Raw genomic sequence first — 21106 nt, 5'->3', positions numbered from 1 at the left:
GGTGGGCCGGGCGGTGGGCCGGGCGGTGGACCCGGCGGTGGGCCAGGGGGCGGCCCGGGCGGGGGGCCGGGCGGCGGTGTCGCGGTACCTGGCATGTCGGCGCTCCAGCACGAGGGAGGTGACCCGCCCGCGACCACTGTCGACGCTACGCCTCACCCCACCGGGCGACCACGCGCGAGGTGCGCGGACGCCGCGACGGTGCGCGGGGCGCCCGGTCAGCTGCCGGGGTTGTGGGGCCGCGCGTCGACCTCGGCCCAGACCGTCTTGCCGTCGTCCTGGAGCAGGACACCCCAGCGGGTGGCGGCCTGTTGGACGATGAAGAGCCCGTGCCCGCCCGGAAGGCCCGGGCGGTGGGGTCGGCGCGGCTCGGGCAGGACGGTGGACCGGTCGCTGACCTCGATCCGCAGCCGGGTCTCGGAGGCGTCCAGGACGAGGTCCACGGGGCCGTCGGCGTGCAGCATGGCGTTGGCGACCAGTTCGGCAACGAGGAGCACGACGTCGTCCTCGGCGCCGGACGTGCCCGTCGGCCACGACCAGTCGGCGACGGCCTGCGCGGTGTACGCCCGGGCGCGGGCGACGGGCTTCGGCAGACCGGCCAGGTGCAGGCGGCGGCGCTGTCCGCCGGGCGGCAGGGTGGGGCCGGCGCCCGGGCGGTCGCCGTCCAGGGTTGCCCGGCTGGTCGTCATGTGCGGGTTCCCCTTCGGTTTCGGCGCTGAGTGGCTCCGCTTAGTCTGCTCGGTTTCCCGACCACTGCCGGATTATGCGTGCCGGCGGCCGGAGCCGGCCGCACCAGGTACCGTCCACGCCCTCGCCGTCGGCCGACGGCCGTGGTCAGAGCGGTGCGGCGAGCGCGGCGTCCAGGGACGGGTGGAGCGAGAACACGGTGTCGGCGCAGGTCAGTTCCAGCAGTCGGCTCACCGCCGCGGAGGGCGCCGCGAGACGGAACTCCACGTCCGCCGAAGCGGCCGCCATCCGGGTGCGCAGCAGCAGGTTCAGGCCGGAGGAGTCGCAGAAGTCGACGCCCCCGAGGTCCACGACGAGCAGCGGCGGATGCTGCTCCACCAATCCGTCCAGCGCGCTCCTGGCGGGCGCCAGGGTCTCGATGTCGAGGTCACCCGCAAAGGCGCAGACGGCCGCCGGGGTGTCGGTGTGCCAGGTGCGTACCACCAGGTCGGGCCTGGACGGGGCCTCCGGCCGGGAGGAGTCGGAGGGTACGGCGCTCGGCGGCACGGTCGCGGGCTCGTTCTCTGCGGGCATCGTCTTCTCGGCTGGCATCGTCGTCGTGTTCCCTCCACGGGTGTGCTCCACGAGCCTACGCACGCCAACCCGGTACGGCCAGGCCGTGGTTGGCGCGCGCGGCGTCGCGTGTGTCCCTGGTGCCGCGAGGCCGGCTCAGGTGGCGGTGAGGTCCGCGTGCAGGTGCTTCAGGGTGCGGCTGAGGAGACGGGAGACGTGCATCTGGGACAGTCCGAGACGGGCGCCGATCTGGGACTGGGTGAGCTCCTCGCCGAAGCGCAGGGACAGGATGAGCCGGTCGCGTTCCGGCAGGGCGGCGATCAGGGGCTTGAGGACGATCAGGTTCTCGACCGTCGCGAACCTGCCGTCCTCCTCGCCCAGGCGCTGGGCGAGCGGGCTCGGCTCCTCCTCGCCCTCGGTGGCGGAGGTGTCCAGGGAGCCGGCGGTGCGGCCGTTGGCGGCGGCGAGCCCCTCGATCACCTCCTCCTCCGAGAGCCCGAGGTGGTCGGCGAGTTCGGGCACGGTCGGCGCGCGGCCCAGGCGCTGGAACAGCACGTCACGGGCCTTGGCGAGGGTGATGCGCAGCTCCTGCAGGCGTCGCGGCACGTGCACGGCCCAGGTGGTGTCGCGGAAGTACCGGCGGATCTCACCGAGGATGGTGGGCAGGGCGAAGGTGGTGAACTCCGCGCCGAGGTCGGGGTCGAAGCGGTCGATCGCCTTGATCAGTCCGAGCGAGCCGACCTGTATCAGGTCCTCCGTGGGCTCCCGCCGGTTGCCGACCCGGTGGACCGCGAACCGCACCAGGGACAGGTTGAGCTCGATCAGCGTGGCCCGTACGTACGAGTACTCGCGGGTGCCCTCCTCCAGCGTCGAGAGCCGGGCCAGCAGCACCCGGGTCAGCTCGCGCGCGTCGCCGGGCGCGACCCGCCGCGGGTCCTCGATGTCGGCGAGCTCCGGGACGACGGCACCGGGGGCGCCTGGCGCGTCGACCGCCGCGGCCCCGTCCTGTCCCGGCGCTGTCGCCTGGTGGAGGAGTTCGTCACTGGTCGTGGCCATATCGGTCCTTTCCCCTCGGCGTACGGTCCGTCCCCGGGTACCCGCCGAGGCGGTTTCCATGCCCCCTGCCGCTGTGAGGGTTGCGTGAACGGCCCGGTCGGGCGGCTGCCGTTGCGGCGGCGGGCGTGGCGGAGGTCGCACACGCCGTGCATGCCGGGCGGGAATCGGGGCACCCGGACACCCGTGAGCCGCCACCGCGTGGGCGGCGTCGGGGGAGCGGATACCGGAGGTCGAGGAGGGAGAGACGATGGGACGGATCGAGGAGTCGGTCGAGGTGTCGGCGCCGCTCGACGAGGTCTACGGGCACTGGGTACGGTGCGAGGACTTTCCGCGATTCATGCGCGGCGTGGTGAGCGTCGACGTGTCCGGTCCCGGGAGCAGCAGCTGGGTCGTCGAAACCGCGGGCGGCCGCAGGGAGTTCAAGGCCGTGACCACGGAGGTGGTGGAGGGCGAACGGGTGGCCTGGGACGGCGGCGGCACCGCCCCGGTGCGCCACAGCGGCGTGGTCACCTTCCACCACGTGGACGACCGGACCACCCGGGTGATGCTCCAGCTGGAGATCGAGCCGCACGCGCTCTGGGCGCACCTCGCGGAGGCGCTCGGTTTCGTCGACCGCCGTGTCATCGACGACCTGAACGACTTCAAGCGGCACGTCGAGCGGAGCAGCGGACCGGCGGCCGGTTGAACAGGCTCCGCACGCCTTCCGGGCTTCCCGGACGGATCGACGATCCGAGGGCATGAACCGCGGCATCGGGGGCAGCCGAGCGAATACGACCCGCCGGGCCGTACGGGAACGGCCCGGCCCGCGAAGGGCGAACGGAGGCAGTCATGAACGAACGCCACACCATCTGGGAGTTCCGCACCGCCGCCGGTCACACCGCCGGCACCGACCTCGTCGGCTTCCACGTGGAGGCCACCGACGGCTCGATCGGCAAGGTCGACAAGCTGTCCGAGGAGGTCGGCGAGCAGTACCTGGTCGTCGACACCGGCCCCTGGATCTTCGGCAGGCGCGTGCTGCTCCCGGCCGGCACCGTCACGCGCATCGAACTCGCCGAGCGGAAGGTCTACGTCGACCGGTCCAAGGACGACATCAAGCACAGCCCCGACCTCGACGAGGCCGCTCCCCACCAGGAGAACGACACCCGCGAACGCTTCGGGCCCTACTACGACCGGTTCTACGGCGGCCGGATCATGTGAGCGGGCCTCCGGCGGCCGCGCCGGACAGACGTCCGGGCACTACAGAAGACAGCAGAAGACCACAGACGAACACCACAGACAGAACGGGCCGGGACGGCCAGCTGCCGTCCCGGCCCGAAGAACCCGGGAAAGGGAACCCACTCCATGGAACGTCTCGCCACCCGGATCCCCATGCGACTGATGACCGGCGACGAACGCAGCCGGGACCTGGACGTCGGCTGGTCCTACCGGACCGACGACTCCCACGCGATACACCTGGACTTCACCTCCTACCAGGCGGATGCGGTGTGGTCGCTCTCGCGCGAATTGCTCATCACCGGCCTGCACACACCCGCGGGCGAGGGAGACGTCCACGTCGCGCTGTTCGACGACACCAGCCTGCTGATCGCACTCGCCGGTGACGAGGGCATCGCCCTGCTCGCCGCGTCCGCCGAGACGGTCGCCCGATTCCTGGCCGCCACCACCAAGCTCGTCCCGCCCGGGCACGAATACACCCGGATCGACTGGGACCAGGGCCTGGCGGACCTGCTGGCCGCCTGAGCCGCCGGGCCCCGCCCCCGGCGGAAGGCGGGGCCCGGCGTCACCGCACGGTCTCCCGACCGCACCGCACCGAGAGGAGCCCTCGCCCATGACGACCGCACCCGCCCAGCCCGGTCTCCCGCCACCACCGCTGCTTCCGGAACCTCCGGAGCCCCTGGTGCCGCCGGAGCCCCCCGAGCCGCCCCGGCCGCCCGGACCGCCCGTGGTGCCCGACCCGCCGCCGCCACCCGGCTCGCCCGTACCTCCGCCGGATCCGCCTCCGGCGCCCAGTCCCCTCCGGCCGGGCCCCGAACCGCCCGCACCGCAACCGGGCCACCCCCCACCCGACCGAACCACCCGACTGAACTGCCCCACCGAACCGCCCTGCTGAACGACCAGGCTGAACCGCCGTCAGCGGCGGTCAGCGAACCCGGGACCGGGCCGACGGGCGATCACCCGTCGGCCCGGTCTCGAGCCCCTCACCCGCCGGAAGCAGAAAGGAGAGCGGGACATGTGGTGGAGTCTGCTCCGCCTCGCCGCCGTCGGCGTCGCGGCCGCCCTCTTCACCTACGGCCTCGACCGGACGGTGCAGGTGGTGGCGCGACGGCTGGCGGTCCCCGGCGGCACTGTCGGAGTGCCGAGCCTGGTCCGCCGGTGCCGGCGCCCGGTCCTGGCGCTGACGGCGTGCCTCCTGCTCTCCGCCGCGCAGCCGTGGATCGACCCGCCGCCGACCGCCCGCACGGGGCTGCGGCACCTGTCCGTGATCCTCGCGATCGCGTCCGGCGGCTGGCTGTGCGCCCGTCTGGTGGCGCTCCTCGTGGACGGCGCGCTCAGGCTCGCCGTGTACCGCCGCGATGCGGCGTGGGCCGGTCGTGCCCGGACCCAGGCCAGCCTGCTCGGCCGGATCTGCCAGGCGGTCGTCGCCGTCGCGACCCTGGGGGCCGTCCTGATGACCTTCCCGGCGGTCCGCGGCGTCGGTACGAGCCTGCTGGCCTCCGCCGGCCTGGTCGGCGTGGCGGCGGGTGTGGCGGCGCAGAGCACGCTCGCCAACGTCTTCGCCGGGGTGCAGATGGCCTTCGGCGACCTGGCCCGGATCGGTGACGTCGTGGTGGTGGCCGGTGAATGGGGGACGGTGGAGGAGATCACCCTGACGGCCGTGGTGATCGCCACCTGGGACCAGCGACGGCTGGTGATGCCGATGTCGTACTTCGTCGGCCGCCCGTTCGAGAACTGGTCCCGCCGTACCAGCCGGATCACCGGCACGGCGCTGCTCCACCTCGACCACCACACCCCGGTCGCTCTGTTGCGGGAGGAGTTCGACGCCTACCTGGCCAAGAGCGACCTGTGGGACGGCCAGGGCAGCGCCCTCCAGGTGGTCGACACCACCCCCACCACCATGGTGGTCCGGGCGCTGGCCACGGCGGCGAACGCCGACGACGCGTTCGAACTCCGCTGCCGGCTGCGCGAACACCTCATCGGCTACCTGCGCGACCACCACCCCTACGCCCTGCCGCGCATCCCCGTCGCGGACGCGCCGGGGATGCGCCCGGACGCCCGGGGGGCCACCGACACCCCCCGGCCGGACCCTGGCCACCGCACCCCGTAGGGCCCGGGGCTACCCGCGCGGGTCGACGGATCGACGGTGCGGGGAACGCCGGCCGGCGGGCCGAGAGCGATGAGGACCCACCCCGTACCGGCCCCGCCGTGGCCGCCCCGGGCTCACACCTCCTGAACCACCGCCAGGGCCGCGTCGCCGAAGGCCCGGACCCGGGCCGTGGCACCGTCGACGGGCCAGACCAGGCCTCATTCGACCGGCGCCGCGTCCGTGAGACGCACATAGACGACGTCGGGACGGGCGAAGTACCTCCTGGCGTGGGCCCCCCACGACGAAGACCCCCTCCCCCGCGCCCACGAGCGTCAGCGCCTCGTTGAACGTCGTGGCCGCCGGGCCGGCAGAACCGGGCCGGCCGGCGGGCGGCCGCTGCGAACCGCCGCCCTCGCCCACGGAATCCGGGAGCACCTCCGGGATCTCCAGCACCGTCGCCCGGGCCAGGTCCGCCACGGAGAGGGCCTCCCGGCGGGCGAACGGATGCCCGGTCGGCACCGCGAGCATGCGCGCCTCGCTCACCAGCACCGGCCCCATGACGACATCGTCCGCCCGCACCGGATGGCAGGTCAGCGCGAGATCCACCTCGCCGCCACGCAGCCACGACAGCACCTCCGGCGGCCGGGCCTCACGGATCCGGACCTCGCAGTCGGGATGGCGCCCCCGGAACTTCTGCGTGACTCCGACCAGCAACTGGCCCGCCGCCGGCCCGTTGAAGGCCACGTGTAGCAGTCCGGTCAGACCCCGCCCGGCATCGACCGCCCGCACGACCGCGGCGGTGATCCGGGACCACGCGGGCCGGAGCTCCCCGTACAGTTCCCGCCCGACCGGCGCCGACGCCGAACTGGACTTCCGCCCCGCCGCCGCGAAGTGGGGCGCCGAGCCGCCGCTGATGTCCGGGCGGGACACCATCGTCGACACCATCCTGGGCATGTTCACCGGCCGGGTCGACACCACCCACCAGGTCACCAACCCGCGGATCACCGTCGACGGCGACACTGCCCGCCTCACCGCCCTGGTCGAGGCCCAGCACCTGCTCATCGCCGATCCCACCAAGCACGCGCTGCTGAAGACCCCTACGCCGTCGACCTGGTCCGCGACGGCGACCGCTGGGTCATCCGGCGGCTGCGCATCGACAACACCTGGTTCACCGGCGAGCCCGCCGCGATCTTCGGCTGAGCCCGCACCACCTCCGGAGGCGGCCGACCCCACCCCGTGCCCCGACCGCCCACCCGCCCGGCTCAGGGGCTCCTCAGGGGCTCCTCAGGGTCAAGATCAGGGGCCATCCGGAGGTGCGGACGCCGTGTCCGGCCCTAGCGTCGGCGCGGCGGGTGAGCCACGTCCCCGACCGACCCCCAGGGAGAAGGCGAGCGAGTGTTCCGGAACAGGGCAACAGCGGCACGGGCGTCGAGTCCGGCCTCCGTCGGTACGACGGACTCGGGCGGCATCGTGCGCCTGACCGGCGTACACCGGACGTACCGCCGCGGCGACGACCGGGTGCGGGCGCTCGACGGGGTGGACGCCGACTTCGCGACGGGCACGTTCACCGCCATCATGGGCCCCTCGGGCTCGGGCAAGTCGACGCTGCTGCAGTGCGCGGCGGGCCTCGACCGGGTCGACGCGGGCACCGTCCTGCTGGACGGCGCGCCGCTGCACGAGCTCTCCGAACGCGCCCTGACCGAGCTGCGCCGCGAGCACATGGGCTTCGTCTTCCAGTCCTTCAACCTGATCCCGGCGCTGACCGCCCGGCAGAACATCGAGCTGCCGCTGCGGTTGGCCGGGCGCGCGATCGACCCGGCGGCGATCGACCGCGGGCTGGCCGAGGTCGGCCTCGCCGAGCGCGGCGGGCACCGGCCCGCCGAGCTCTCCGGCGGGCAGCAGCAACGGGTCGCCATCGCGCGGGCGCTGGTGACCAGGCCCAAGGTGGTCTTCGCGGACGAGCCGACCGGCGCGCTGGACTCGCGTACCGCGCGCGAGGTCCTGGCGCTGCTGCGCGGCGTCGTCGAGCAGCATCGGCAGACGGTGGTCATGGTCACCCACGACCCGGTGGCCGCTTCGTACTCGCAGCGGGTGCTCTTCCTCGCCGACGGCAGGGTGACCGGCGAACTGGCCGAGCCGACGGCCGAGGGCGTGGCCCTGCGGATGGCCGCGCTGGAGCCCGGATCCCAGCCCGGCGGAAGCGGGACGAGCCCGTGCTGAGGATCGCCGCAGCCACCCTGCGCCACCGGCTGACCGGCTTCCTGGGCGCCTTCCTCGCGCTCGCGCTCGGCACGACCATGATCGGCATGATGACGCTGACCCTGGCGGCCACCTTCGGCACGCCGCACCCGGGGCCGCAGCGGTTCGGGGAAGCCCGGGTGGTGGTCGCGCCGCAGGGCTTCGAGGGGCGCCCGATGAAGGCCCCGGCGGTGCTGCCGGACGAGGTCGTGGCGAAGGTGACCGCGGCCGGGAAAGCCACCCCCGACCGCAGCTTCCCGGTGCGGCTGGACCCCGGCACTGCGGGGACGACCGGGCACCCCTGGTCCTCCGCCGCCTTCGCGGGCTACCGGCTGACGGCCGGTCGCGCGCCGCAGGCCCCGGACGAGATCGCCGTCGGCGGCGGCGGCGAGTCGCTGATCGGGCGTCAGGCCGAGGCCGTCACCGCCGACGGCACCGGGCGCTACCGGGTGGTGGGGGTCACCGACGCCCGCTGGTTCGAGGACGCGGTCTTCTTCAGCGACGCCGAGGCGCAGCGCCTGTCGCCCGGCGTCAACGCCCTGGTCACCGACCGGAACGCGAAGCAGCTGTCCTCGCTCGTGGACGGCCGGGCCGTGGTCCTTAGCGGCGGCGAGCTGACCCGGATCGACCCCGACCCCACCGGCGGCGCCCAGGCGCTGGCCAACGCCCAGGCGATGGCGGGCAGTACCACCGGACTCGCGGTCTGCGTCGCGGTGTTCGTCGTCATCGCGACCTTCGCCTTCGCCACCGAGCAGCGCCGCCGCGAACTGGCGCTGCTGCGGCTGGTGGGTGCCGCGCCCCGGCAGGTGCGGCGCATGGTGCTCGGCGAGGCGCTGATGGTCGGCCTGGCGGCGGCGGTCGTCGGCTGCCTCCTCGCCCCGTTGGGCACCGCGCCGCTGCGATCCTGGATGCTGGACCACCACGTGGCCCCGGCCTGGTTCACCATCCCCTTCGCCCCCCTGCCGTTGCTGGTCTCCTTCGTCATCGGTGTGGCCGCGGCGCTGGCCGGCTCGGCCGCCACCCTGGTCCGGGTCTCGCTGATCCGGCCGATCGAAGTCCTGCGCGAGAGCGCGGTGGAGCGCCGGGGGATGACGCCGGTCCGCTGGCTGCTGGGTGCCGGGATGCTGGTCGGCGCGGTCGCGGCGGGGATCGTCATCGCCCGGACCGAGCCGTACCTCGCGGCCAACGCCCGCAAGTACCAGGCGGTCCCGGTCCTCTACGTCGGCGCCGTCGCCCTGCTGGCACCGATCCTGCTACGGCCGGTCACCCGGCTGCTCATCGGCCCGCTGCGCCGCTCGGCCAAGGCCGGGCCGCTGCTGGTGCGCGAGAACATCCTCACCGCCCGGCGGCGTACGGCTGCCACGGTGGCGCCGCTCGTGGTGGCCGTCGGGCTGGTCGGCACCCTGCTGACGGTGCAGAAGTCCGGTGACGCGGCGGTGCTCGCCCGGCAGAAGCAGGAGGTCCACGCGGCGGACGTGGTGGTACCCGGCGGCTCCGGGACCCCCGGGGCCGCCGGGACCTCCGGGACCTCCGGCATCGACGCCCGGACGCTGGAGCGGCTGGCGGCCGTACCCGGGGTCCGGGTCACCCCGGTCACCTCGATGAACATCCGGATCGGGACCGCGAAGGGAGAGCAGATCGACTCTCTGAGCACGAACGCGGTGCCCGCGGCGGCACTCGGCACGACCGTCACACCGCCGGTGCTCTCCGGCTCGCTCGCCTCGCCGCCGGACGGCTTCCTGGTCATCGACGAGCACGCGGCCCGGTCCGACGGCCTGTCGGCCGGGGACGAGGTGGTCACGCTGCTGCCGACCGGCGCCCGGGTCCGGACCGTCATCGCGGCGGTCGTCGCCCGCGGCCTACACGGCGACGACACCTACCTGTCCGCCGCGCTGACCGGCGCGGTGATGCCGAGCCTGGTCTACCTCGACTCCTCGACGGGCCCGGGCCTGCCGCTCGACGCCCAGCAGACGGCCGCGGTGAACCGGGCGCTGGCCGGCTCCGGCGCGCACGTCACGACCTACGCCGCCTACCTGTCGGCCCAGCGCGCGCACGCCGCGGAGCAGACGGACAACGCCGCGGTGGTCCTCCTGGGGGTCGCGCTGGCCTATGCGCTGATCGCGGTCGCCAACACCCTGGTCATGGCGATGGCCGGGCGGCGACGGGAGTTCGCCCTACTCGGACTGGCCGGCGCGGTGCGCGGCCAGATCGTGAAGGTGGCCGCCGCCGAGTCCGCCGTGGCGGTGGTCGTCGGCACCGTACTCGCCGCAGTGGCGACCGGCCTCGCCGCGGTGACCCAGCACGTCTCGCTGAGCAGGCTCGCGGCCGGGGCGCCGACGGTGATCCCCTGGGCGCCGCTCCTGGGGACCGTCGCACTCTGCGCCGTCGTCACCGTGGTCACCGCGTCGGGGGCGGCCGGACGGACGACCCGCTCACGGGCGATCGAGGCCTCGGGCCTGCGCGAGTAGGACACCGCCGGGCGTTCGGGCTTCCTCCCGAACGCCCGGGCCCCGGTGAATCGGCGGACACCGCAGCCCGCTCACGCCGGACAGGCCTCGATCAGGGCGTCGATCACGACACCGACCGAGGGGCGCGCGGCCGAGGTGGATCGCCAGATGGCGAAGACCCGGCGCCGCGGGGCGTCCGCCAGGGGCACGAACCGCACCGGAGCGGCGGTCGGCTCACGTCCCAGGTGCGGGATGATGGCGATGCCCAGTCCTGCCGCGACCAGTGCGATCTGGGTCGGGTGTTCCGCGGCGGTGTGGGTGATTCGGGCCTGCTCGAGGCTGCGCACCAGCCATCCGTGGCACAGCTGCCCGTCGCTCGAGGTGATCCAGTCCTCATCACCGAGGTCGGCCAGGCTCAGCGTCGCGCGGCCGGCGAGCCGATGGTCCGGGGGCAGGGCGATGTCGTAGGTGTCGTCGAGGAGAGTGCGGTGCTCCAGCCCCTGCGGGAGGGCGAGCGGATCGTCGATCCAGTCCTCGACGACTGCCAGGTCGAGCAGCCCGCGCCGCACCGCCGGGATGGCGTCGGACGGCTCTTGTTCCCGCGCCGACACCGTCAGATCCGGGTAACGCGACCGCAGCGCCCGCAGCGCCGGCGGGAGCAGTCCGCGGGCGGCGGTGGGGAAGGCCGCGATCGTGAGGTTGCCGGTCACCTCTCCGCGGTGCTGCGCCATCGTCGTCATCACGCGCTCGACCTGCGCGAGCAGCTCTGCGGCCTGATCGGCGAGCAAGGTGCCGGCCTCGGTCAGGCGGATGCCCCGGCCTTGACGTTCCACCAGGTGCGCGCCGGTCTCCTGCTCAAGGCGTGCCATCTGCTGCGAGACCGCCGAGGTGGTGACGTGCAGGAGCCGTGCGGCACCGACGACGGATCCGGTCGTCGCCACCGCGTGCAGCACCCGCAGGCGTTCGAGGTTCAACATCTCAGCGATGCTACGAGATGCGGTCCACAGACATTCACTTGTGCTTCTCGGTGATCGAATCCAGAGTTGGCGGAGTGCGACAGGCCGAGGCCATCGGGGGAGTGCCGAAACCCGATCGCTCGGGTTCGGTGCGGTGCGCGTCCCAGGGGCCGCGCACTCTCGGCCTGGTGCCGGCGCTGTCGAGGGACCCTCGCAGCGCTTCGAGGTCGACGCGTCCGTCCGCCCGTGACATCCCGGTGGCGGACGCGTCGCCACCTCGCTTCCTCCAGGGCCTCCCCCGCACCGCATTCCTCAGGAGGCACCACCGTGTCCGCCGTGCGCGACAAGATCGCGCTGTTCGCCGCCACGGCCGGCCTCGCGCCCAGCGGTGACCGGCGAGGATCACCCGGAGTCGTCGATCGAGAACTCGATCCGGAGCCGCCTGCCCACCCCGCGCACCACGTGCCCCGTTCGAGCGGTGGGTGAAGCCCCGACGGGTCAGGCCGGGGCGCGGCGGATGGTGAGCATGTCCTGGGTGTGGCCGATGGCGTAGCCACCGTCGGGCTGGATGAAGTGCTCGCGGACGTAGGCGGTGAGGGCGGCGCGGGTGGGGCGGGGGTCGAGGGTGGCGAGGTCGGCGACGTTGACCATGAACTCTGCGACGTCGACGGCCTCGTTGAGGTGGGGAGTGCGGTAGTGCAGGGCGAGGGTTTCCAGGGCGTAGCCGTGCGCGGGGTGTTGGGCGCGGAGGCGGTCCTGGAGGGGGCGTAGGTCGTAGCGGGCGCCGGTGAAGTGGGCGGCCATCCGCATGCAGGGGCTGTCGGGGTTCTGCAGGACGATCAGGAGGGTGCCGCCGGGGGCCGTCCAGTCGAGGGCCCGGGTGACGGTGGGGAGCCAGTCGGGTTCCGGGACGTAGTAGAGCACGTGCGAGAAGTGGACCAGGTCGGCCGGCTCGGGCGGCTGGGCCCGGTCGATCGGCTCCGGGAGGACGAGGGCCTCGGGGCAGGTGGTGCGGAGCTTCTCGCGCATGGCGGCGCTGGGTTCGATGGCGATCACCCGGTCGAAGTGCCGGGCCAGGTGGGCGGTGGTGCGGCCGTCACCGGCGCCCATGTCGAGCAGGACGCGGCGGTGCGGGAGGGCGGCCACGATCTCGCTCAGCCGGGCGTGGGTGCGGGGCTTCTCGTCGGTACCGGCGAGGAAGAGTTCGAAGGCCCTGCGGTAGTCGGTGCCCGAGACGTCGAGTACTCGGACCGGAACGGTGTCGGTTGCCGGGGGTTCCATCGGTCTCCATGCAGTGTGCGGGCTCGGCGGCGGGCTTCATTGCATCGGGTCGGGGTCCCGGCGAGGTGCAGGCACGTTCCTGCCCGCGTGTCGCGCCGCGCGGTCTGGCCGCCCTTCGTCAACTCCCTGAGTGGCAACTTCACCTGGCGGGGTGGTTAGCCTTCGCCGTTCCGTAGGTAGTCGAACCGCCCTGTCCGATCAGCCTGGTACGAATACGGAGCGAAGGAGATCCGGTACGTGGGGGCGCAGTTGCGGCAGCCCCACCGGAGTGGCGTGGGAGGGAGGCGGAGCGGATGAGGGCACGTGCGGGAGTCCGGACCGTAGCCGTGGCCGGGGTGGAGTTCGGGTGGGGCAGTTCGGGGAAGTTGAGCGCGGTGCTCTCCGCCCTGCGCGACCGCGGCGGAGGGAAGCTCAGATTCGTCGGGCTGGCCTCGGGGCTGGGGCGGCCGGTGCTGGCCGGGCAACCGGTGGAGCGCTGGTTCGACCTGCCGGAGGGTGAGTCGGGCGAGGAACTCGGGCGGATCGTCCGGGCGCAGCGTGTGCAGGCGGCGCTGGTGGTGCTGGACGGGCGGCTGGCGAAGGCGCTGCGCGCGTGCGGGGTGCCGGTGGTGTTCGTGGACAGCCTGCCGTTCCTCTGGACGGAGGGCGACCGGCCCGACCTCCCGCTGGACGCCGAGGTGTACTGCGCCCAGCGCTGCGTGGAGCTGCCGCCGGAAGGCGCCGGGGTGCTGGCGGACGCACCCCGCCTACGCTGGGTGGACGCGGTGATCGCCGACGGCGGAGTCACCCGTCGTGCCGCGCCGACGCAGCGCCACCGCAGTGCCCTGATCAGCCTCGGCGGGCTGCGCGCGCCCCAACTCGCCGACTGGGCCGGCTATCCGCGCATCGTGCTGCCGGCAGCACTGGAGGCCCTGACCGCGAGCGGGGTCACCGCGGTGCACATCGCGGGGAACCTACCCGCCTGGCTGGCCGCGCAGTTGGTGGACTCCTGCCTGCACCCGGCCGTCACCACCGTGGGCGCGCTCCCGCACGAGGACTTCCTACGCCGCCTCGCCGAGTGCGATGTGTTGCTCACCTCCCCCGGGCTGACCACCCTGTTGGAGGCGGGGCGAATCGGAACCCCGACGCTCTGTCTGCCGCCGCAGAACCTGAGCCAGATCTTCAACGGCCGCTTCCACAGCCGGGCGCTCGGTGTCGAGGTCCGCGTCCCCTGGCCCACGGGTGTATTCGGCGAGGACGAGGCCCTCGCGCTCCGCGCCCACGGCGAGGGGAAGGCCCTCGACCTGATCTACGGCGGGATCACCCGGGCCGCCGACCTGGACCGGCAGCGGACGGCGACGGCCGTCCGGGTAGGGCTCGTCGAGAAGCTCAGACACCTGGCCGCTGGGCCGGGCGTCGACTGGACGGCGCTGACCACGGCGGTCGGCACCGACGGCGCGGCACAGGTCGCCGACGCCCTGGTCGAACTCCTGGGGGCCACCGCCCCCGCCCGCCGCTAAGTGCCCGCTGATGTACCCGCCGCACTGTGCCGCGCAACCGAGCGAGCAACAGTGCAACCGACGAACCGGTCCCAGACGAAACGGTCCCAGGTGTCCTCGTGTCCTCCACCACGCACCCGCGCCCCCGCTACCTGTTCATCCGCATCCTCGAAGCCTGCAACGCCGACTGTTTCATGTGCGACTTCGCACTGTCCCGCGACACCTTCCGCTTCTCCCCCGCCGACTTCGCCGAGTTGCTGCCGAAGGCCCGCGCCGTCGGGGTGGCGTACGTCCGCTTCACCGGCGGCGAGCCGCTGATGCACCCGGAGGTCGTGGACCTGGTCAGGGCCGGCACCGAGGCCGGGATGAAGATGTCGATCATCACCAACGGCTCCCTCCTGCCCAAGCACGCCAAAGACCTGGCGGCGGCCGGGCTGGCCCAGGTGATCGTCAGCCTGGACGGCGCCTCGGCCGGGACCCACGACACCTACCGCCGCTCCCCGGGCATGTTCGAGGCCGGTCTGCGCGGGCTGCGGCTCGCCGCCGAACTCGGTGTGCTGCCGCGGGTCAACACCGTGGTCGGGCCGCACAACTACGCCGAGATGCCCGAACTCCAACGAGTGTTGACCGAAGCCGGGGTGCGCCAGTGGGAGCTGTCGGCGCTCAAGCTGGACCGCACCATCCGCTACCCCGACCCGGAGCACGTACGCGCCGTCTGCGACCCGTTGTACGAGGCCGACCCGGCAAGCGTCCTGGTCCCGATGGGCAAGCGCTTCTACGGGGACACGCCCGAGGAGCAGTGGCAGTACTTCGAGGATTCGACCCCGCCCCGGGCCTCGCTGCCGCTCTGCCACGTCACCGACGACGTGATCTACATCGACGGCAAGCGCGGCCGGATGCACGCCTGCAGCTGCATCCCGCACCGGGACGACGCCGACGGGCCGGGTGGCGCGCCGATCCGTGAAGGCGGGGTCATCCTGCTGGACACCCCCGCCTTCCGGGCGCGCGTCGACCACTTCCGGGAGCGCGGCCCGCGGGTGTGCAGTGGCTGCTCGACCACGGCGGCGGGGTACAGCGACGACGTCGCCCGGCTCGGGACGGTGACGCCGTGGCAGTACTGACCAACCGGGCGTCCGTCCTGCTCGCCTGCCACGAGGAGCAGTTGGACTCCCTGCTGGCCCTGCGCCGGATCGCCGCCCACCTCGGCGACTTGCCCCGGTTCGGCGACCTGCCCCACCTCGGCGACCTGCCCCACCTCGACGACCCGCCCCACCTCGACGACCCGCCCAGGCTCGGCACCGCCGACGCCGAGCGGCCGGCGGCTGCCCTGGTCTGCGACGACGAGGCGGTCACCGCGCGGCTCACCCGCCTCGGTGTTCCGGTGCTGCACCTGTCCTCGGCCCTGCCCGAGGCTCCGGTGGCCGGCCCGGCCACCGGTTCAGCCGAAGGCCTCCTCACCCGCGCCCACTGGCCCGGCTGGCTGGACCACCCGCCCGGCATCCGCCCCACCGGTCTGCTCGCCCCCGCCCGGCTGACCCGCAACCGCGACCGCCGGGGCACCCTGCTGCTGATCTCCCTCTGGGGTCTCCCCACGGCGGAGACCGGGGCCTTCACCGACCGCCGGCTCCCCGCCCTGGTCGGGGAAGCCGTCCGCCGCACCGGCTCCTGCACCGTCGTCTGCGACACCTCCCTCGACCAGGTCCGCGCAGCCACAGCTCACCTGCCGGACACCACCACCCTCCGCGCCGCCGACATCGACGTCGACGCCCGGCACGCCGAGGCCGAACTCCTGCTCGCCTCCCCCACCATGGCCGCCCTCGCGCTGGCCCGCGCCCGCCGCGCCCCGCTCGCCTTCCTGCCGCCGCTCGGCCCCGCGCAACGCGCCCTGGCCGAACGGATCGCCCACCTCGTCCCGGTCCCCACCGCCGACCCCGCCGACCCGACCCGCTGGGAGCAGCCGCCGGCAGAGGTCCAGTGGGCCGCTCTCGGCCGAGATCTGGACGATCTGCGCGGCGCCCAGGCCCTCGCCCGTACCGTCCGCCAACTGCTGCTCGCGCCGCTGTAGTCGCCCGACGACCGCCCCACCGACCGCGCCCGACACCCGCCGCCCCGTACGGAGCCACCGTGTCCCACTCCGCCCGAACCGAACGAGACCACACCGGACGAGACCACCCCGAGCGAGACCGACCCGCCGCCGAGCCAACCCCCGCCGAGTGGGACGACTGGCGCTGGCACATGCGCAAGCGCATCAACACCGCCGAGAAGGCCCGGCAGTGGATCAACCTCACCGCCGACGAGGAGCGCGCCATCGCCGGGGTGGCCGGGCGCTACCGCTGGAGCGTCACCCCGTACTACGCCTCCCTGATGGACCCTGACGACCCGAGCTGCCCCGTCCGGCAGCAGGCCGTCCCGGCTGCGGAGGAGCTGCTGGACTTCCCGGGCGCCGAGGTCGACCCGGTCGGCGACACCCTCTACCGGCGGACCAACCGGGTGGTCCACAAGTACCCGGACCGGGTGATCCTGCTGGTCACCGAGACCTGCCCGGTCTACTGCCGGCACTGCACCCGCAAGTTCCACACCACCGACCTCCAGGGCAGCTACTTCCGCGACGACGAGGGCGGCTCCTACGACGAGGACCTCCGCTACATCGCCGACCACCCCGAGATCCGGGACGTGCTGCTGACCGGCGGCGACCCGCTCAGCTACCAGGACGGCCGGCTGGAGGAGATCGTCGCCGGCCTGCGGGCGATCCCCAGCGTCGAGATCATCCGGATCGGCTCGCGCTTCCCCGTGCTCCTCCCCCAGCGGATCACCGACGAGCTGTGCACGATGCTCTCCCGCTACCACCCGGTGTGGTTGAACACCCACTTCAACCATCCCAAGGAGATCACCCCCGAGTCCGCCGCCGCCGTCGACCGCCTGCTGCGGCACGGCGTCCCGGTCGGCAACCAGACCGTGCTGCTGCGCGGCGTCAACGACGACGTGCCCACCATGCGCCGTCTGATGACCGAGCTGCTGCGGATCCGGGTGCGTCCCTACTACCTGTACCACTGCGACAACGTGACCGGCGTCGCGCACTTCATGACCTCCGTCGAGAAGGGCTGGGAGATCATGGACGGCCTCCAGGGCCACATCACCGGTTTCGCCGTGCCGCAGTACGTCCTGACCACGAAGATCGGCAAGATCCCGGTCTCCCGCCCCTCCTTCACCGAGACGCCCGACGGCGGCCTGCTGCTGCACAACTTCCGCGGCCAACAGCTGCGCGTCGACGGCTCCACGCACCCGATCACGGAGACGGACGCCCGATGACCCTCCACCACCGGCAAGGCCAGCGCTTCCTCCCGTACGGCGCCAACTACCTCGACTGGCAGGACATGACGGAACTGCGGGAGGTGATCGACCACAAGGTGCTGTTCCGCTACCAGACCGAACAGGAGAGCACGGCCTCCCGGCTGGAGCGCCTGGTGAGCGAACGCCTGGGCGCCGCACGGACCCTGGCCGTGCACAACTGCACCGAGGCGCTGCGGCTGGCGCTGGTCTCCACCCGCCCCTCGGTCGGCGACCTGGTGTACGTCCCGGCGGTCACCTTCGTCGCGGTGGCCGGTGCGGTGCTCTCCAGTGGTCTGATCCCCGTCCTGGTGGACGCCGACGAGTCGCTCGCCCTGGACGCGTCGTTGCTCCCGCCGGACGCCCAACGGGTGATCTTCGCCCACATGGAGGGCGCGGTCGCCGCCGTGCCGCAGGGCGTGCCGTACGTCATCGAGGACTGCGCGCAGACCCTCGGCGGGCGGTTCCCGGACGGCCGGGAGGTCGGCACGGCCGGCTACGCGGGCGTGTTCAGCTTCCACCACAACAAGGTGCTCACCTCCGGCGAGGGCGGGCTGGTGGTGACCGACGACGAGCAGGCCTGGGCGGCGATGCGCTGTTACCACGACCACGGGTCCGCGCGCGTCCCCGGCCACTACCCGACCTGGAACCAGGACGCCTACTACGGCGAGAACTTCGTCACCAGCGAGGAGGTCGCGGCGATCCAGTGCCAGCAGTTCCGGCACCTGGACGAGGTGCTCGCCGGGCTGGAGCGGATGTACGGCCTGGCGATGGAGTCCCTGCCCAACCGCACCGACCTCCACGTGCTCCCGCGCACCAGGGGCGACGTCAAGGTGAGCCTGCGGTTCCGCTGCGAGTCCCGCGAGCTGCGCGACGCCGCCGTGGCCGCCCTCACCGCCGAGGGCATCGCCAACTGGACGCTCGGCAAGTACCTGCTGCCCGAGCACCCGGTGTTGACCGGCCGCCGCTCGCTGTACGCCGACGGCTTCCCCTGGAACCTCGCCCCCGAGGGCCGTCCGCTCGCGCTCAGTCGGGACGGCTTCGCCCGCACCCGCGACCTGCTGGACCGCACCCTGTGCGTGCCGCTCTCGCCCGAACTGCCGCAGGAGCAGCAGGCGGTGGCGGTCAAGGCGATCCGGCGCGCGCTGGAGGCGGTGTGAGCACGCCCGACCCGGTACTGCTGCTGGTGGACGACCGGCCGTCCTCCTTCACCCACCACGCCGCCGCTACGCTCCCCGAGCACCTGGTGCTGCTGCGCTTCGAGGAGCTGCGCGACGACCTCTCCGAGGACCACCTGCGCCGCACCGACCACCTGCCCGCCTTCTGGGTGCGCGCCGGGGTCCCGCTGGAGCAGCAGGCGGCGCGCTACCGCGACTGGGTGACGGGGCGACTCCCCGTCGCGCCCACCCGGTTCTGCAATCCCTCCGAGCCGCGCCAGGCCCTGGCCCACCGCTTCGCGGCACTGGCCGGACTGCCGCACCTGACCGGGCAGCAGGTCGCCTGGGTGCGCGACAAGGCCGAGATGAAACGGCGCTTCCGTGAACTCGGCCTGCGCACCGCCGAGTTCAAACTCGTCCGGACGGCCGCCGAGATCGAGTGGTTCGCCGCCACGCACGGCTGGCCGCTGGTGCTCAAACCGGTGGACTCCTTCGCCTGCGTGGACACCCACCGCCTCGACGGCCCGCAGTCCCTCGACGGCATCGACCTCACCGCCCGGGACTGGATGGTCGAACAGTTCCTGGGCGGCACCGAGTGGGAGGTCTGCGCGGTCATCCACCGGGGCGACGTGCTGGACGCCTGGCCGAGCGCGATGCCCTGCCGCCCGCTGGACATCGTGGACGGCGCGATGAACGCCAACATCAGCGTCGCGACCGACGAGGCCCCGCCGGTCGACCTGCGTGCCCTGCTGCAGCGGATCGTCACGGGCATGGGCATCGACCACGGCTACGCGCACATGGAGTTCTTCCTGATCGACGGCCGGCTGTACGCCGGGGAGTTCGGGCTGCGGCTGGCCGGCTGCGAGATCCCGGCCAACCACGGGCACGCGTACGGCTTCGATGTCTTCGGCGCCACCCTCGACGTCTACCGGGGCATCCGTCCCGACCTGCGCTACCGGCAACGGCGCTGCGCGGGCGACCTCCTGCTGCCGCTGCCGGGCTCAGGGAGGGTCCACCGGATCACCCCGACGGAGGAACTGCTGCGTGTCCCCGGGGTGGTCCAGGCCGTTCTCAAGGTCGGTGTCGGCGACACGGTGTCCGCCCGACGGGCCTCGCACAACGCCTCGGGGTACGTCCATGTGGTGGGTGCCTCGATCGAGGAGGTGGAGCGGAGGATGCGCGAGGTGCTCGGCAGGTTCACCATCGAGCTCACGCCCGCGCCCGTCGAGGGCGCCACGCGGACGGACCGCCCGGCCTCGGAAGGCGCCCGGTGAGCGAAACCCTGCCCCACGAGACCACCCCGCCGCCCAGGGACACCCTGGCCCGCCGCCTCGGCTCCCTGCTGCGCCGCCCGCGCGTGCCGGCCGTCGCCGGGTGGAGCGTGGTGTCCCGGCTGCCGGTCTACCTGATGTCGCTGGCCACCGTCCTGGTGGTGCGCGAGCAGGACGGCAGCTTCGCCCAGGCCGGGCTGACCAGCGCGCTCTACACCGCCGGGATGGCGGCCGGCGGCCCGTTGGTCGCCCGGCGGCTGGACCGCGCGGGGCGCCGGCCCGTCCTGCTCGTCACCGGCCTGCTCTACCCGGCGGCGCTGGCCGCGCTCGTCTGGGGCACCCGACCGGGCGGCTGGGCCCAGCCGGCCGTCGCCGCCCTGGCCGGTGTCGCCCTGCCGCCCGCCAACGCCTGCATGCGCTCGCTCTGGGCCCGACTGCCGCTCGCGGACACCGAGCGGGACACCGCCTACCTCTGGGAGGCGATCCTCGCCGAGGTGCTGGTGATCGGCGCACCGTTGATGCTGGCCGGGCTGATGCTGGCGGGTTCCGCCGCCCTGGCCCTCACCGCCGTGGCGGCGCTCGGCGGCCTGGGCGCGCTCGGACTCGCCCTGGTCAGGCTGCCCGCCGGGACGGAACCCGAGCCGTCCACCGAGCGGCGCGACCTGATCGGTCCGCTGCGCAGCCCCGCCATGCTGGCGCTGGCCGCGGTGATGGCCGCCTGCGCGGTGCCGATCGGGCTGCTCACCCTGGCCATCCCGGCGTTCGTCGCCGCGCACGGCTCCCCCGGCGGCACGGGCGCGGTCTACGCCTGCTGGGGAGTGGGCAGCGCGCTGGGCGCCGTCTGGCTCGGCCGCTCGCAGTCCGACGTCCCCGCTCCGGTGCGCTTGCCCCGCCTGGTCCTGGCGTACGCGCTGGGCACGGGCCTGACCCTGGCCGCCACCTCCCAACCGCTGTTGGCGGCTGCTCTCGCGGTGGGCGGCGCGCCGATCGCCCTGGTGTCGGCGGTGGAGATGACCCTGGTCGGCGCGGTGGCGGACGAACGCTCACTGGCGGAGGCCTTCACCTGGGCCTCGCTGGCGACGGTGCTCGGCGACGCGGCGGGCCAGCAGGCCGGCGGGCTGCTGGTGGAGCCGCTCGGGCCGCGCGGGGTCTTCGCGGTCGCCTTCGGCGCCGCACTGGCCGCGGCCGCTCTGGCCTTCGCCTGCCGCCCGCTGCTCTCCCGCGCCACTACTGCCGCCAAGGCCGCCACCGCCTCGACCGACTCGACCGCCGTCACCGAGCCGGAGTGCGCCGCATGACAGCACCTCCTTCCCGTCCTTCCTGCCCTTCCTGCCCTTCCTGCCCTTCCTGCCCTTCCT

Annotated in this window: 21 protein-coding genes; 15 read left to right on the top strand and 6 right to left on the bottom strand. The window is 73.6% G+C overall.

All coding sequences use genetic code 11. The annotated features are described in order from the left end of the window. Window positions 1–215: 215 nt before the first annotated feature. From ACH4E7_RS10650 to ACH4E7_RS10640, 3 genes are all read right to left on the bottom strand, one after another. A complete protein-coding gene (locus ACH4E7_RS10650; protein WP_396248654.1) occupies window positions 216–686 on the bottom strand; it encodes an ATP-binding protein in 471 nt (156 codons plus the stop codon). A 145-nt stretch (window positions 687–831) separates the two neighbouring features. Beyond that, window positions 832–1275, bottom strand: a complete 444-nt coding sequence (locus tag ACH4E7_RS10645; protein WP_396248653.1) for an STAS domain-containing protein — start codon at window positions 1273–1275, stop codon at window positions 832–834. Window positions 1276–1392: 117 nt separating this feature from the next. Further along, the gene (locus ACH4E7_RS10640; protein ID WP_396248652.1) at window positions 1393–2292 is read right to left on the bottom strand and encodes a SigB/SigF/SigG family RNA polymerase sigma factor; all 900 of its coding nucleotides are present in this window, start codon (window positions 2290–2292) and stop codon (window positions 1393–1395) included. Window positions 2293–2539: 247 nt separating this feature from the next. On the opposite strand from ACH4E7_RS10640, the gene ACH4E7_RS10635 reads away from it, so the two are divergent. The 4 genes from ACH4E7_RS10635 to ACH4E7_RS10620 all read left to right on the top strand — a co-directional run bounded on the left by ACH4E7_RS10635 (window position 2540) and on the right by ACH4E7_RS10620 (window position 5614). After that, window positions 2540–2977, top strand: coding sequence for an SRPBCC family protein (locus ACH4E7_RS10635; protein WP_396248651.1), 438 nt, complete (start codon window positions 2540–2542; stop codon window positions 2975–2977). Window positions 2978–3120: 143 nt separating this feature from the next. Further along, on the top strand, window positions 3121–3489 hold the full coding sequence (locus ACH4E7_RS10630) for a PRC-barrel domain-containing protein (RefSeq protein WP_396248650.1): 369 nt from the start codon (window positions 3121–3123) through the stop codon (window positions 3487–3489). A 144-nt stretch (window positions 3490–3633) separates the two neighbouring features. Beyond that, window positions 3634–4029 (top strand): SsgA family sporulation/cell division regulator, encoded by a 396-nt coding sequence (locus ACH4E7_RS10625; RefSeq protein ID WP_396248649.1) that lies wholly within the window; start codon window positions 3634–3636, stop codon window positions 4027–4029. Window positions 4030–4519: 490 nt separating this feature from the next. Further along, on the top strand, window positions 4520–5614 hold the full coding sequence (locus tag ACH4E7_RS10620) for a mechanosensitive ion channel family protein (protein ID WP_396248648.1): 1095 nt from the start codon (window positions 4520–4522) through the stop codon (window positions 5612–5614). Window positions 5615–5623: 9 nt separating this feature from the next. Here ACH4E7_RS10620 and ACH4E7_RS10615 read toward each other — a convergent pair whose 3' ends face one another. Continuing rightward, the gene (locus ACH4E7_RS10615) at window positions 5624–6526 is read right to left on the bottom strand and encodes a LysR family transcriptional regulator substrate-binding protein (protein WP_396248813.1); all 903 of its coding nucleotides are present in this window, start codon (window positions 6524–6526) and stop codon (window positions 5624–5626) included. Here ACH4E7_RS10615 and ACH4E7_RS10610 point away from each other — a divergent pair. The 3 genes from ACH4E7_RS10610 to ACH4E7_RS10600 are packed head-to-tail and all read left to right on the top strand — an operon-like array spanning window position 6507 to window position 10299. Continuing rightward, complete coding sequence (locus tag ACH4E7_RS10610) at window positions 6507–7073, top strand: nuclear transport factor 2 family protein (protein ID WP_396248647.1); 567 nt, start codon at window positions 6507–6509, stop codon at window positions 7071–7073. The two genes, ACH4E7_RS10615 and ACH4E7_RS10610, sit on opposite strands and share 20 nt — an antisense overlap. Next, window positions 7064–7813 (top strand): ABC transporter ATP-binding protein, encoded by a 750-nt coding sequence (locus ACH4E7_RS10605; protein WP_396248646.1) that lies wholly within the window; start codon window positions 7064–7066, stop codon window positions 7811–7813. The genes ACH4E7_RS10610 and ACH4E7_RS10605 overlap by 10 nt, the downstream gene beginning before the upstream one ends. Continuing rightward, the gene (locus ACH4E7_RS10600; protein WP_396248645.1) at window positions 7807–10299 is read left to right on the top strand and encodes an FtsX-like permease family protein; all 2493 of its coding nucleotides are present in this window, start codon (window positions 7807–7809) and stop codon (window positions 10297–10299) included. Before ACH4E7_RS10605 ends, ACH4E7_RS10600 begins: the two co-directional genes overlap by 7 nt. Window positions 10300–10370: 71 nt before the next feature. Here ACH4E7_RS10600 and ACH4E7_RS10595 read toward each other — a convergent pair whose 3' ends face one another. Next, window positions 10371–11255: a LysR family transcriptional regulator gene (locus ACH4E7_RS10595; RefSeq protein WP_396248644.1), complete on the bottom strand. Its 885-nt coding sequence runs from the start codon at window positions 11253–11255 to the stop codon at window positions 10371–10373. A gap of 315 nt (window positions 11256–11570) precedes the next feature. Here ACH4E7_RS10595 and ACH4E7_RS10590 point away from each other — a divergent pair, with 315 nt between their 5' ends. Continuing rightward, entirely contained in the window at window positions 11571–11720 is a 150-nt protein-coding gene (locus ACH4E7_RS10590) for a hypothetical protein (RefSeq protein ID WP_396248643.1), read from the top strand. Window positions 11721–11732: 12 nt separating this feature from the next. On the opposite strand, the gene ACH4E7_RS10585 is transcribed toward ACH4E7_RS10590, so the two are convergent. Further along, entirely contained in the window at window positions 11733–12515 is a 783-nt protein-coding gene (locus ACH4E7_RS10585; RefSeq protein ID WP_396248642.1) for a class I SAM-dependent methyltransferase, read from the bottom strand. 293 nt (window positions 12516–12808) lie between these two features. Here ACH4E7_RS10585 and ACH4E7_RS10580 point away from each other — a divergent pair, with 293 nt between their 5' ends. The 7 genes from ACH4E7_RS10580 to ACH4E7_RS10550 all read left to right on the top strand — a co-directional run bounded on the left by ACH4E7_RS10580 (window position 12809) and on the right by ACH4E7_RS10550 (window position 21046). Further along, complete coding sequence (locus ACH4E7_RS10580) at window positions 12809–14014, top strand: hydroxymethylcytosylglucuronate/cytosylglucuronate synthase (protein WP_396248641.1); 1206 nt, start codon at window positions 12809–12811, stop codon at window positions 14012–14014. Window positions 14015–14112: 98 nt separating this feature from the next. After that, complete coding sequence (gene blsE, locus ACH4E7_RS10575) at window positions 14113–15114, top strand: cytosylglucuronate decarboxylase (RefSeq protein WP_396248640.1); 1002 nt, start codon at window positions 14113–14115, stop codon at window positions 15112–15114. Further along, entirely contained in the window at window positions 15102–16058 is a 957-nt protein-coding gene (blsF, locus tag ACH4E7_RS10570) for a CGA synthase-related protein (RefSeq protein WP_396248639.1), read from the top strand. The genes blsE and blsF overlap by 13 nt, the downstream gene beginning before the upstream one ends. Before the next feature lie 59 nt (window positions 16059–16117). Further along, entirely contained in the window at window positions 16118–17302 is a 1185-nt protein-coding gene (blsG, locus tag ACH4E7_RS10565) for an arginine 2,3-aminomutase (protein ID WP_396248638.1), read from the top strand. Beyond that, entirely contained in the window at window positions 17299–18480 is a 1182-nt protein-coding gene (locus ACH4E7_RS10560) for a DegT/DnrJ/EryC1/StrS family aminotransferase (RefSeq protein ID WP_396248637.1), read from the top strand. Before blsG ends, ACH4E7_RS10560 begins: the two co-directional genes overlap by 4 nt. Continuing rightward, entirely contained in the window at window positions 18477–19751 is a 1275-nt protein-coding gene (locus tag ACH4E7_RS10555) for an ATP-dependent carboxylate-amine ligase (RefSeq protein ID WP_396248636.1), read from the top strand. Before ACH4E7_RS10560 ends, ACH4E7_RS10555 begins: the two co-directional genes overlap by 4 nt. Continuing rightward, window positions 19748–21046, top strand: a complete 1299-nt coding sequence (locus tag ACH4E7_RS10550; protein WP_396248635.1) for an MFS transporter — start codon at window positions 19748–19750, stop codon at window positions 21044–21046. The genes ACH4E7_RS10555 and ACH4E7_RS10550 overlap by 4 nt, the downstream gene beginning before the upstream one ends. The last annotated feature ends 60 nt before the right edge of the window (window positions 21047–21106 follow it).

Source organism: Kitasatospora sp. NPDC018058 (assembly GCF_044327205.1).
Lineage (GTDB): Bacteria > Actinomycetota > Actinomycetes > Streptomycetales > Streptomycetaceae > Kitasatospora.
Note: the sequence above shows the minus strand (reverse complement) of the source record. Positions and strands in the feature narration are given on the sequence as shown.

Bases quoted from the DNA above. Each gene is read 5' to 3' on its own strand.
- ACH4E7_RS10610 (WP_396248647.1), top strand. From the start codon at position 6,507: ATGTCCGGGCGGGACACCATCGTCGACACCATCCTGGGCATGTTCACC.
- ACH4E7_RS10650 (WP_396248654.1), bottom strand. From the start codon at position 686: ATGACGACCAGCCGGGCAACCCTGGACGGCGACCGCCCGGGCGCCGGC.
- ACH4E7_RS10635 (WP_396248651.1), top strand. From the start codon at position 2,540: ATGGGACGGATCGAGGAGTCGGTCGAGGTGTCGGCGCCGCTCGACGAG.
- ACH4E7_RS10630 (WP_396248650.1), top strand. From the start codon at position 3,121: ATGAACGAACGCCACACCATCTGGGAGTTCCGCACCGCCGCCGGTCAC.
- ACH4E7_RS10625 (WP_396248649.1), top strand. From the start codon at position 3,634: ATGGAACGTCTCGCCACCCGGATCCCCATGCGACTGATGACCGGCGAC.
- ACH4E7_RS10595 (WP_396248644.1), bottom strand. From the start codon at position 11,255: ATGTTGAACCTCGAACGCCTGCGGGTGCTGCACGCGGTGGCGACGACC.
- ACH4E7_RS10615 (WP_396248813.1), bottom strand. From the start codon at position 6,526: ATGGTGTCCCGCCCGGACATCAGCGGCGGCTCGGCGCCCCACTTCGCG.
- ACH4E7_RS10640 (WP_396248652.1), bottom strand. From the start codon at position 2,292: ATGGCCACGACCAGTGACGAACTCCTCCACCAGGCGACAGCGCCGGGA.
- ACH4E7_RS10580 (WP_396248641.1), top strand. From the start codon at position 12,809: ATGAGGGCACGTGCGGGAGTCCGGACCGTAGCCGTGGCCGGGGTGGAG.
- ACH4E7_RS10585 (WP_396248642.1), bottom strand. From the start codon at position 12,515: ATGGAACCCCCGGCAACCGACACCGTTCCGGTCCGAGTACTCGACGTC.
- ACH4E7_RS10560 (WP_396248637.1), top strand. From the start codon at position 17,299: ATGACCCTCCACCACCGGCAAGGCCAGCGCTTCCTCCCGTACGGCGCC.
- ACH4E7_RS10645 (WP_396248653.1), bottom strand. From the start codon at position 1,275: ATGCCAGCCGAGAAGACGATGCCCGCAGAGAACGAGCCCGCGACCGTG.
- ACH4E7_RS10620 (WP_396248648.1), top strand. From the start codon at position 4,520: ATGTGGTGGAGTCTGCTCCGCCTCGCCGCCGTCGGCGTCGCGGCCGCC.